The 11,674-nt window shown below is 62.6% G+C and carries 10 protein-coding genes; 6 read left to right on the forward strand and 4 right to left on the reverse strand.

What is annotated here, in order from left to right:
• The first annotated feature begins 47 nt into the window (after nt 1-47).
• The 4 genes from ACPYOI_RS22780 to ACPYOI_RS22795 all read left to right on the forward strand — a co-directional run bounded on the left by ACPYOI_RS22780 (nt 48) and on the right by ACPYOI_RS22795 (nt 4,582).
• Nucleotides 48-869, forward strand: a complete 822-nt coding sequence (locus tag ACPYOI_RS22780; RefSeq protein ID WP_481418427.1) for an ATP-binding cassette domain-containing protein — start codon at nt 48-50, stop codon at nt 867-869.
• Complete coding sequence (locus ACPYOI_RS22785) at nt 866-2,128, forward strand: sugar ABC transporter permease (protein WP_481423397.1); 1,263 nt, start codon at nt 866-868, stop codon at nt 2,126-2,128. Before ACPYOI_RS22780 ends, ACPYOI_RS22785 begins: the two co-directional genes overlap by 4 nt.
• Nucleotides 2,129-2,152: 24 nt before the next feature.
• Nucleotides 2,153-2,881 (forward strand): SDR family oxidoreductase, encoded by a 729-nt coding sequence (locus ACPYOI_RS22790; RefSeq protein WP_481418429.1) that lies wholly within the window; start codon nt 2,153-2,155, stop codon nt 2,879-2,881.
• Nucleotides 2,882-2,947: 66 nt separating this feature from the next.
• Nucleotides 2,948-4,582, forward strand: a complete 1,635-nt coding sequence (locus ACPYOI_RS22795; RefSeq protein ID WP_481418430.1) for an FGGY-family carbohydrate kinase — start codon at nt 2,948-2,950, stop codon at nt 4,580-4,582.
• 173 nt (nt 4,583-4,755) lie between these two features.
• Here the strand turns inward: ACPYOI_RS22795 and ACPYOI_RS22800 are convergent, their stop codons facing one another.
• The 4 genes from ACPYOI_RS22800 to ACPYOI_RS22815 form a co-directional block, all read right to left on the reverse strand.
• Nucleotides 4,756-7,002, reverse strand: a complete 2,247-nt coding sequence (locus ACPYOI_RS22800) for a xanthine dehydrogenase family protein molybdopterin-binding subunit (RefSeq protein ID WP_481423398.1) — start codon at nt 7,000-7,002, stop codon at nt 4,756-4,758.
• An 11-nt stretch (nt 7,003-7,013) separates the two neighbouring features.
• Nucleotides 7,014-7,502: a (2Fe-2S)-binding protein gene (locus tag ACPYOI_RS22805; protein WP_481423399.1), complete on the reverse strand. Its 489-nt coding sequence runs from the start codon at nt 7,500-7,502 to the stop codon at nt 7,014-7,016.
• Nucleotides 7,499-8,878, reverse strand: a complete 1,380-nt coding sequence (locus ACPYOI_RS22810) for a c-type cytochrome (protein ID WP_481418433.1) — start codon at nt 8,876-8,878, stop codon at nt 7,499-7,501. The genes ACPYOI_RS22805 and ACPYOI_RS22810 overlap by 4 nt, the downstream gene beginning before the upstream one ends.
• 360 nt (nt 8,879-9,238) lie before the next feature.
• Nucleotides 9,239-9,649: a winged helix-turn-helix transcriptional regulator gene (locus tag ACPYOI_RS22815; protein ID WP_481423400.1), complete on the reverse strand. Its 411-nt coding sequence runs from the start codon at nt 9,647-9,649 to the stop codon at nt 9,239-9,241.
• 84 nt (nt 9,650-9,733) lie between these two features.
• On the opposite strand from ACPYOI_RS22815, the gene ACPYOI_RS22820 reads away from it, so the two are divergent.
• On the forward strand, nt 9,734-10,894 hold the full coding sequence (locus ACPYOI_RS22820) for an alkene reductase (protein WP_481418435.1): 1,161 nt from the start codon (nt 9,734-9,736) through the stop codon (nt 10,892-10,894).
• A 247-nt stretch (nt 10,895-11,141) separates the two neighbouring features.
• Complete coding sequence (locus tag ACPYOI_RS22825; protein WP_481418436.1) at nt 11,142-11,438, forward strand: GIY-YIG nuclease family protein; 297 nt, start codon at nt 11,142-11,144, stop codon at nt 11,436-11,438.
• The last annotated feature ends 236 nt before the right edge of the window (nt 11,439-11,674 follow it).

The raw sequence follows: 11,674 nt of genomic DNA on the forward strand, positions 1-11,674 counted from the left end.
CGTGTTCGTCGCGGCCGGATGCGCGAGCGGCAAGAAGGGCTACAGCCATGATTACGGACGTCAAGGGTATGCCGGAGAGAGGACAGACGATCCTCCGGCTCAGCAATGTTTCCAAACATTTCGGAGCGGTTTCGGCGCTGGCCGACATCGAACTAGAGGTGAAGGCTGGAGAGGTCGTGGCGCTGGTCGGCGATAACGGCGCCGGCAAATCGACGTTGATCAAAATACTTGCAGGCGTTCATCAGGCGTCCTCCGGAACGATCGAGTTCTGCGGCAGCAGCGTCACGCTGGATAGTCCGAGCAAGGCTTTGGAACTCGGCATCGCGACCGTGTTCCAGGACCTTGCGCTCTGCGAAAACCTCGATGTCGTCGCCAATCTCTTCCTTGGCCACGAGCTTTCTCCGTGGGGTCTCGATGAGGTGGCCATGGAAGTTCGCGCCTGGACGCTCCTCCGAGAGCTTGCTGCGCGCATTCCGTCCGTTCGTCAGCCCATCGCGTCTCTTTCGGGAGGACAGCGCCAGACGGTTGCGATCGCCCGCTCGCTGCTGCTCGACCCGAAGATCATCATGCTTGACGAGCCGACCGCAGCCCTCGGCGTCGCCCAGACTGCCGAAGTCCTCAACCTGATCGACCGCGTCCGCGAGCGGGGCCTCGGCGTCATCATCATCAGCCATAACATGGAGGACGTGCGCGCGGTGGCAGACCGCATCGTCGTGCTCAGGCTTGGCCGCAACAACGGCGTCTTTACGCCAGACGCATCCAATCACGACCTTGTCGCCGCAATCACCGGCGCAACCGAAAACGCCGTTTCCCGGCGGATCGAGCGCAAGGCCGGCACGATACATGAGACGAGCGGGAGACCGGTATGACCCAGAAGACGCCCGACACCCTCAGCAGGCCGGCCGCGGCTCTCGACCGCAGCGACGAACGCGTCAGGCACGACGACAATATTCTGGGAATGGCAAAGGCTTTCTTCGACCGCGTGCGGTCGGGCGATCTCGGCATGCTGCCGGTTGCCGTCGGCCTCATCGTCATCTCGACGGTCTTCTCGATTCTCAACCCCGTGTTCCTCGCGCCGAACAACCTCGTCAACCTCTTGTTCGATTGCGCCACCGTCGGGGTGATTTCGCTTGGCATCGTCTGCGTCTTGATGCTCGGCGAAATCGATCTCTCGGTCGGGTCGATGAGCGGCCTCTCCTCGGCAATTCTCGGCGTGCTTTGGGTGAATGCCGGTTGGCCAGCGGTCGCAGCGATATTGGTTGCGATCGTCGCGGGTCTCGTCGTCGGCTGCCTTTACGCGGTTCTCTATAACCGGCTCGGCATGCCGAGCTTCGTTTCGACGCTGGCGGGCTTGCTCGCGCTCCTCGGCATGCAGCTCTACATCCTTGGGCCCACGGGCAGCATCAATCTGCCCTACGCATCGTCGCTCGTCCGCTTCGGCCAGATCCTCGTCATGCCGGATTGGCTTTCCTATCTGCTGGCGCTCCTGCCGGGCATCGCGATCGTCGTGAACGGAATGAGAAACCGGCGGCAGCGTCAATCCGTCAATCTTTCTTCGCAACCGCTCGGCGCGCTCGCAATCAAGGCCATCGTGCTGACTGTGGCGCTGGAGTTCGCGGCCTACTACCTCAATCTCGGCCGCGGCGTGCCGTGGATGTTCGGCCTCTTCGTCGCGCTCGCCGTGATCCTGAACTATATGCTGACCCGCACGAAATGGGGACGCTCGATGTTGGCGGTCGGCGGCAATCGCGAGGCGGCACGCCGAGCGGGCATCAACGTGCGCCGCATCTATCTCAGCGCCTTCGTGCTCTGCTCGACACTCGCCACCATCGGCGGCATCCTTTCGGCTTCGCGACTTGCCTCGTCCAGCCAGCAGGCAGGCACGGGCGACGTGAACCTCAACGCCATCGCCGCGGCAGTCATCGGCGGCACAAGCCTCTTCGGCGGCCGTGGCAGCGCCTATTCCGCCCTGTTGGGCATCATCGTCATCCAGGCGATTTCCAACGGGCTCACTCTTCTCAATCTCAGCTCCTCCCTGCGCTACATGATCACCGGCGCGGTTCTGGCGATCGCCGTCATTGTCGATTCGCTCGCCCGTCGCTCACGTGTCAGCCATGGACGCGCCTGACCGCATTTCCAAGGAGTATTCGTCATGACTGACCTCATGAAAGGCAAGGTTGCCGCCATCACGGGCGCGGCATCGGGCATCGGATTGGAGTGCGCCCGCACACTTCATGCCGAAGGTGCAACCGTCGTGCTCGTTGATCGCGCCAGGGAGAAGCTCGAGGCTCTTTGCAACGAGATGGGCGCGGGCGCTCTCCCGCTGGTGGTCGATCTTCTCGATGGAAAGCAGGTTTCCGGCATGCTGCCTCGCATTCTTGAGGCGGCCGGCCGGCTCGATATCTTCCACGCCAATGCCGGCGCCTATATCGGCGGGCCGGTCGCGGAAGGTGACCCGGACGCCTGGGACCGCATGCTCAACCTCAACATCAATGCGGCGTTTCGCTCGGTCCATGCGGTGCTGCCGCATATGATCGCCCAGAAGTCGGGGGATATCCTTTTCACCAGCTCGGTTGCGGGCGTCGTGCCGGTCGTATGGGAGCCGATCTACACGGCTTCGAAATTCGCCGTGCAGGCTTTCGTCCACTCCACACGCCGTCAGGTCGCGCCACATGGCGTGCGCGTCGGCGCGGTGCTGCCGGGACCGGTCGTGACCGCCTTGCTTGACGACTGGCCGAAGGCGAAGCTGGACGAGGCGCTTGCCAACGGCAGCTTGATGCAGCCGAAGGAAGTGGCCGAAGCTGTTCTTTTCATGCTGTCGAGACCGCGCAACGTGACGATCCGCGACCTCGTGATCCTGCCGAACAGCGTCGACCTCTAAGTGTTGACAGTTCCGGTTGCCGGAACGCAATAGAACCCGAACCTTGCCGATTTAAAGCGAGAGACCATGAGCGACACATCCCACACGCCACCAGCGGGTGCCAAGCATGTCATCGGCGTCGATGTCGGCACCGGCAGCGCCCGCGCGGGCGTGTTCGACCTGACCGGGCGGATGCTTGCGTCCGCCAAGCGGGATATCACGCTGTTCCATGAACCAGGCGCCATAGTCGAGCAATCGAGCACCGAGATCTGGCAAGCCGTGTGCGGGGCCGTGCGTGAAGCCGTCGCCGCGGCCGGGGTCGATCCCGCTTCCGTCGCGGGTCTCGGCTTCGACGCCACATGTTCGCTCGTCGTGCTCGGGAAGGGCGGAAAGCCGCTTCCCGTCGGTCCTTCGGAAAATCCGGAACGAAACATCATCGTCTGGATGGACCACCGCGCCGTCCCACAGGCGGAGCGCATCAATGCGCTTGGCCACGACGTGCTGCGCTATGTCGGCGGTCGCATTTCGCCCGAGATGGAAACCCCCAAGCTTCTCTGGCTCAAGGAGAATCGTCCGCAGGTGTTCGATGCCGCATGGCAATTCCTCGACCTTGCGGACTTCCTGACCTGGCGGGCGACGGGGGACCTGTCGCGCTCGACCTGCACGGTCACCTGCAAATGGACCTATCTTGCTCATGAGAAGCGATGGGATGCCGATTACTTTCACCAGATCGGCCTTGGCACGCTGGCGGACGAAGGGTTCGCCCGCATCGGGCAGGCCATCGTCGAGCCCGGCTCAGCACTCGGCCAGGGGCTGACCGAGGCCGCTGCCAGCGAGCTTGGCCTCCACCCAGGAACGGCGGTTGCTGCCGGACTTATCGATGCTCATGCGGGCGGGATCGGAACCGTGGGCATCGGGGCAGGCCCGCAAGCCAATCTGGCCTATGTTTTCGGCACCTCGTCCTGCACGATGACGTCGACGGCAGAGCCGGCCTTCGTACCCGGTGTCTGGGGGCCCTACTATTCGGCAATGGTGCCGGGAATGTGGTTGAACGAGGGCGGCCAGAGCGCTGCCGGCGCTGCGATAGACCATCTTCTGTCCTTCCATCCGGCCGCCGCAGGGGCGAGGGAGCTTTCGAAGCGCGCCGGAGTTCCACTGCCGGTTCTGCTGGCAGACATGGCTGCGCAAAAGGCAGGCCGTCCTTCGGAAGCAGTCAAGCTCGTGACCGGCCTGCATGTTGTTCCCGAGTTCCTCGGCAATCGTGCGCCATTTGCAGATCCGCACGCCCGCGCGATCATCGCCGGTCTCGGGATGGAGAGGGATATCGACAGCCTGGTTCTCCTCTATGTCGCAGGGCTCTGCGGCATCGGCTACGGACTCAGGCAGATCGTCGATACGCAGGCTGATGCGGGCGTGACCATCGAGAATATCGTCATCAGCGGCGGCGCAGGCCAGCACGATTTCGTTCGCCAGCTGCTCGCCGACGCGAGCGGCAAGCCGGTCGTCGCAACCAAGGCTGAGGAACCCGTATTGCTGGGTGCCGCCATCCTGGCAGCGGTCGCTGGCAGGGTGTCTTCGGATGTACGCGACGCCATGACGAAATTGTCCGCCGCCGCGCAGGCATACCAACCGGCGGAAGGCCTGATCGCCGATCTTCATGCCAAGCGCTACAAGGGTTTCAAGGAGCTTCAAACCTTGACGCGAAACCTTCGGCAGTGCTGAGGCCGACGTATCCTCGTGAACCGGATGTCGATGCGAGCTCTACTCCAGTGCTCTCGATCGCGGATCGGTTTCGAGCGTCTGTCCGACATTGATCCACTTAGAAGCCTCGACCGACGAGCACAAAAAAGCCCGGCACTCTGGCCGGGCTCTAGGCACGTACAGGCATAACCGGCTTAGGCGCCGAGCGTTGCCTTTACCCTTTCCCGCGTATAGGGCAGGTCGTAGATGCGCTTGCCGGTCGCGTGCTTGAGGGCGTTGGCAATGGCTCCCCCCGTCGGTCCCTGGGCTGCTTCCGCAACGCCAAGATAGGGCTGGCCGGGATTGTCGACGATATGCACCTCGATGCTGTCCGGAACCGCGCTGAATCGCAGGATCGGATAGGCCGACCAGTCGGGGCTGGTGATGCGGGTGTTGTTGAAATGCACCGCCTCGTACAGCGTCCAGCTCATCGATTGCAGGATGCCGCCTTCCGTCTGGTTGATGATGGCGTTCGGGGCAACCGCCTCGCCGCAATCGACCGCCGAGACCACATGCGAGATGCGGATATTGCCGGTCTCGGCATCCACGTCCGCTTCCAGCGCAATGGCGAGATAGGCGGCGTGGTTCTTGTACTTGGCAAAGGCAAAGCCTCGGCCCTTGCCCGCCGGCAGCGGATCATTGCTCCAGCCGAACTTCTCAGCCGTTACCTCCATGACCTTCCGGGCCCGCGGATCCTTCATGTGCCGGAGGCGGAATTCGACGCGGTCGGCGCCGGCGGCTTCCGCCAACTCGTCCATGAAGCTCTCGATCGAGAAGACGTTGCAGTAGGCACCGAGGCCGCGAAGCGCGGAAACGCGGACCGGCATGTCTGGAACGAAATGCCAGTTCACGCGCTGGTTCGGGACGTCGTAAAGCGGGATGGCGTTGCGGTCTCCATTGCCGAGCGGCGAAATCTGCAGCTTGGCCGGATCCGGCGGAAAGTGCTTGGCCATCAGGCGGCCGGCGAGCATCGAGCCGGCGGAACCCGGACGCGTTCCGTGGTTGTTGCTCCACAGATCGTAATGCCAGTTGACGATGTTTCCCTTGTCATCGAGCGTCGCATTGGCGCGGGTCAGCATGCCGGGACCATAGGGCTCCCACAGATGCTCCTGATCGCGCATCCACTGCACGCGCACCGGACGGCCGGGAAGCGCGGTGGCGATGAGCGCCGCATCGGCTGCCGCATCGTCGGCGCCGTTATGGCCGTAGCAGCCTGATCCTTCCGTGTGGATGCAACGCACCTTTTCCGGCGGCATGCCGAGCATTTCGGCGATCGCCTTGCGGTCCGGGTAGACGCCCTGCGTATGCGTCCAGACGGTCAGTGCCTCGTCCTTGAACACGGCGACGGCGGCGGACGGACCGATCGAGGCGTGCATCTGGTAGGCGCGGGTGAACTGCGCAGACAGCGTCTTGACGCCCTCGGCCGTTTCCGCGCCGACCGAAGTGACGACGCCGACTTCGGTGACGTTGGCTTCGAGGAATGCCGGAAGCTGGTCTTGGTCCGGAAGCGCGGCCTGTTCCTGCCATTTTGCGATGGCAGTCATGGCGCGCATTGCCTTGACCGCCTGGAATTCCTGCTCGGCCACGACGGCGAGGAAATCGCCGTCGCGCACGATGGCGATCACGCCTGGCATCGTCTTGATCTTGGATTCGTCCAGATCGACGAGCTTGGCCGAATAGCTCGGCGGGCGCACCACGCGGGCATGGACCATGCCTTCGGGCCGCATGTCCTGCACATAGGCTTCGCCGCCGGTCACCTTGCCGGGAATGTCGACGCGGGCGAAGGGCTTGCCGATGGCACGATAGCTGTCCGGAGACTTGATCTTGGTGGTCGGGTCGGCATCGATATGCAGCATCTGCTCGGAGACGAGATCGCCGTAGGCGACGGAGGCGCCGTTGGGAGCGATCACCTTGCCGCCGTCGGCCTTGAGCTCTTCGGCCGGGACGCCGAGCTTGCCGCTCGCCTGGGCGATCAGGATCTGGCGGACCTGCGCGGCCGCATATCGGATGGCCGTGCCGCTATTCTGGATCGTCTGGCTGCCGGCCGTGTAGCCTTCATTGGGGGTGATCGCCGTATCGGCGGTGATCAGGTTGATCTGGGCCGGAGCCACTTCAAGCTCTTCGGCCGCGATCTGGCGCAGCGAGGTCTTGGTGCCCTGGCCGAGCTCGGCCTTGCCGGTATAGACCGTGATCGAGTTGTCGGCATCGATGCGGATCCAGGCATCCAGCGACGGCGTGTCGGCGAGGCTGCCCTGCAGCTTCGGGGCAACCGGCTTCGGGACATTGGCGACTTCGCCTTCCTGGGCGAAGGTTTCTGCCGGAATTGCAAAGGAGACGACGAGGGCGCCGGAACCGGCAAGGAAACCGCGGCGGGTGACGTCAAGGAAAGTGGGGGCGTTCATCTTCTTTCTCCTCAACCGGCGGAGGCGGGGGCGGCCGAGGCCGACTTCATCAGCTCGCGCGCATGCTGGACGGATTTCAGGATGCGCATATGCGTGCCGCAGCGACAGAGATTGGGCTCGAGCGCCGTGCGGATATCGGCATCGGTGGCGTCGGGGTTGGACTCCAGCAGTGCCTGCGCCCGCATCATCATGCCGGCGATGCAATAGCCGCATTGCGCCGACTGTTCCTCGATGAAGGCCTGCTGCATCGGGCCGGGATTGTCGATTGTGCCGAGGCCCTCGACCGTCTTGATCTGCCGACCCTCGAGCAACATGATCGGGGTGAGGCAGGAGAAGATCGCCTCGCCGTCGACCATGACCGTGCAGGCGCCGCACTGGCCCATGCCGCATCCGAACTTGGCTGCATTCAGCTTGAGATCGTTGCGCAGCACGTAGAGGAGCGGTGTGGAGGGATCGGCCTCGACCTCGTGAACCGCGCCATTAACGTTGAGCTTCATCATTGGTCTTGCGCTCCTATATTATCGGGGCCGCGCTCGATGCCGTCGGACGGCCGGACGCTGACCTGGAACTTTCCATTTCTGGTATCGGCTGCGCGGCTTGCCACATCCGTCCAGGCCGGCTTGCCGGCGAAATTGTCGCGCAGATAGGCAAGCAGATCGGCCAGTTGCTGGTCATTCATCGTTGCGGCAAAGCCGGGCATGATCGCGCTCTGGCGACCGCTTGCTGCCGGCAGGCCGAAGAGCACCGTATTGATCGCATTCTGCGCATCCGGCGCATTGATCGTGGTGCTCAGATGAAAGTTGATCCCGCCGAAGGGAAGGGGGCGGCTCCCGTCATGACAGGTGGCACAGGCCGCCTCGTAGATCGCCTGGCCGCGGCCGGTCGGCGTATCGGCTGCCGGTGCCGGCGCGCTGGCAAGCGCGAGGCTGTCGCTGACCTGTTTGCGGATCTCCTCACCCTTCTGCACCCGCTCGGGGGAGGGCGTGCCCATCAGCGAAGCAAGGTAGGTCGCGATCGCATGGACATCGGAATCGGGCAGCAGGCCGAGATTGCCCGTTACCTCGCCCATCGGGCCGTTGGTCACGCCGTGGTCCGGATGCCAGCCCTGGCGCAGATAGGCATAGAGGCTGTCCTGAGTCCACGCAACCGGGGCCGGCGAACTGGCGTCGAGCGCGAAGGCCGTCCAGCCCTCGGCCTGGCCACCGGCCAGATGCGCATCAGCCTTTTCGGCGCCGAGCGCGTTGCGCGGCGTATGGCAGGCGCCGCAATGGCCGAGACCGTTGACGAGATAGGCGCCGCGGTTCCACTCCGCGCTTTCTGACGCGACGTTCTCATAGGCGCCCTCGTTGAAGAACAGCGTCTTCCAGCCGGCGAGCACGAGACGGACATTCAGCGGGAACGGCAGCTCGTTTGCCGGCGGCGTCTGCTTGACCGGCGGTCGGGTCATCAGGAAGGCATAAAGCGCCTTGTTGTCCTCATCAGAAACCAGTGTGAAGTGGTCGAAGGGGAAGGCAGGATAGAGATGCTTGCCATCGCGGCTGACGCCCTCGCGCATGGCGCGGTTGAAGGCTGCCTCCGACCAGGTGCCAATGCCGGTTTCCGGATCCGGCGTGATATTGCTGGAATAGATGGTGCCGAAGGGCGTCGGCAGCGCAAAGCCGCCGGCGAAGGAGTGGCCTCCCGGCTGTGTATGACAGGCTGTACAGTTGCCGACCGCGGCCAGCATCGCGCCCTTGTGGACCAGCGCCTGATCGAAGGATGCGCGGTCCGGCGGCGTGATCGGCGCAATCGCGGATTTCCAGGCAATGGCAAAGAAACCCGCGCAGGCGACGATCACAACGCCCAACAGGCCAACTAGGATATGCTTCAATTTCACTTAGTTCTCCTCGGCTTTCCCCTGGTGGCAGAAAGCGCAGGCGACAGGGCAAAAGCCCGTATGCTCGACGATAAGATGATGAAAATATTCATGATATTTATCTTGAAAAAAGATATACATCGCGCTTTGTGTCCGTCAATTCACATCGTTTGTGATCGCGCAGCAAAATGAATCTGGGAGCCAGCGTAAAATCATCTGGCGTGGCTCTGACATCGGCGATGGATGACGCTTGCTCGCCGGGAGAGAGCTCTTCTTTCTTCGCGCTGACGGCAGTACGCGACAGCAAATGCCGTCATAAACCTGGCGTAAATGCTAGCTCTATTGCTCCAGCGGTCTCGATCACGGGTCCCTTTCGAGCGCCTAATCACCCGAACGTTTCGAACAGCGATAACCAGTAGTCGTATGATCTCGAACGACAGCATCGCATGGCAGAAGCCTATGGCCCTCATCGAGCTCCCTGGCGTGATGGGCTCCCCATTCGATAAGGGAATCCAAGATGGGCTGCAGGCTTTCGCCGAGCGGCGTGAGCAGGTACTCGATCCCCTGAGAATCCCCCGCGCGCGGCTGTCGGCTCACCATTCCATGTTCCTCAAGCGCTCGCAGTTGCTCGATCAGCACCTTCTGCGTGATGCCCGCAATGCGCGTCTCCAGCTCGCAGGTGCGTTGCGGGCCATCCAGCAGCGCATAGAGGATAACCGCCTTCCAGCGCCCTGAGATGACACCCAGCGCACGCTCGACCGGCAAGCCCGGCAGTCTCTTGATGATGTTCATTTGCCACCACTGACCAAAGGGTGTGTAGATTGGGATAGCTGCCAATAGGTAAGCCTTCGATCAGCAACAACCGAAGGAGTATCTATGGTGGACCTGTTCGAATCTCAATGGCTCGCCAGCACCGTTCAACTGAAGAACCGGATTGTCATGGCGCCCATGACACGCACGCGGACGTCCGAGGGCGACGTTCCCAATGAATTGATGGCTACTTACTATGGGCAACGTGCCACTGCCGGACTGATCGTCTCCGAGGCGGTCGACGTTCACCCGTCTAGTAACGGTTACGCCATGACACCGGGTATCTACACGGACGCCCAACTGCAGGGCTGGCGTCTGGTGACTGATGAAGTCCACCGCAAAGGCGGCACGATATTCTCTCAGATATGGCATGTCGGGCGAATGGCCCATCCGTTGGGAATGCCGAATGGTGAGGCCCCCTGGGGTGTGACCGAGCAGCGTGCCGAAAATTCGGATGTCTTTGCGCACGGCCCGGATGGCAAGCTGGGCTATATGCGCGCAGGTATGCCAAGAGCTCTCACGGCGGATGAAGTATCGGCTTTGGTCGGAACGTTTGCCCAAGCCTTCGCCAACGCGCGGAAGGCCGGTTTTGATGGGGTCGAAATCCACGCGGCCAACGGCTATTTGTTCGAGCAGTTCATGAATTCGGTCCTCAATACGCGCACCGATCGCTACGGAGGCGGTAGCGTCGAAGATCGCACGCGCTTCCTGATGGAAGTCGTCGACGCGGCGGTGCATGAATTGGGTCCGGGGCGCGTGGGCGTTCGCCTGGCTCCTTATGGCACGTTCAACGATATCCCGGCGGACCCTCTTACGGAGGAGACATTGCTGTATGTTTCCGAGCAATTGGGTCGCCGCGGTGTCGGATATATGCATCTGGTCTATGAGCTGATGCCCGCGGGAAACATGGAGAGTGCCGAGTTCGAGAAACACCATGTCGACCATGCTGTGCTTGCCAAGGTTCGGGCGGCGTTTCCTGGCGCAATCATCTGGGCCGGCGGCTTCACCAGCCGCGAGAGCGCTCAGGAAGCGCTGGACACCGGTTTGGTGGACCTGATCGCCTTCGGCAGGCCATTCATCGGAAACCCGGACCTTGCTGAGCGTCTGAAGCACGGCTGGCCGTTGGCCGAAGCGGATCGTTCGACCTATTACACCCGACGCGGCGAAGTGGGTTTTACGGACTTCCCTGCCTATTCGACCGGTGGCGCTGCACGCCGCGCAGTCTGACCGCGGCGGGTCGGTTAGGCGGTCAGAGCAAGCCTGCGTTGAAAAATAGAAAAGGGTGGCAAAGCGACCCTTCTCAAAAATCCAGCGGCAAACCAAGCGATAGCAAGGAGGGAGCAGGGTCGGCATGACGCAAACGACCAGCCCTCATCCTGAGGCGCGCAGGCGAAGCCGGAGCCTCGAAGGACGAGGGCGGGTTGCTGCCTGAATACCCGTCATGGTAGCGATTCTAAATCGTTGGGGGCTGGCCATGGAAGTAACCGTCTACATTCTTCGATGCCGCGATGGCTCCTATTATACGGGGCTGACCAAGCAGAACATCGAAGCGCGCGTCTGGGAACACAATGCCGGCATCTACGACGGCTACACAGCCAAACGTCTCCCGGTCGAGCTGGTTTTTACCGAGACCTACGACCGCATCATTGACGCCATCGCGCGCGAACGGCAGGTCAAAGGCTGGTCCCGGCGGAAGAAGGAAGCGCTGATTGCGCTGGATTACGAGGCGCTGCCGGGCTTGTCGAAGCGGGGACCGGTTTCGGCGAAGTAAGGAGGGGTGCTGGCCAGCCTCTGATCCTTCGAGGCTGCGCCCTTCGGGCTTCGCACCTCAGGATGAGGCTGGATTGGGCGCGCGGAGAGCAGAGACGCTGCAAGCGTAGATTAGCCAGACGTCACAGCGGCGCCGGCATTTGAATTTCCAGCAAGGCGCAGACGATCAGCCCTCATCCTGAGGTGCGCAGGCGCAGCCGGAGCCTCGAAGGACGAGGGCGGGTGATGTGGGCACCC

The organism is Rhizobium sp. SVR5-2C (assembly GCF_056755115.1).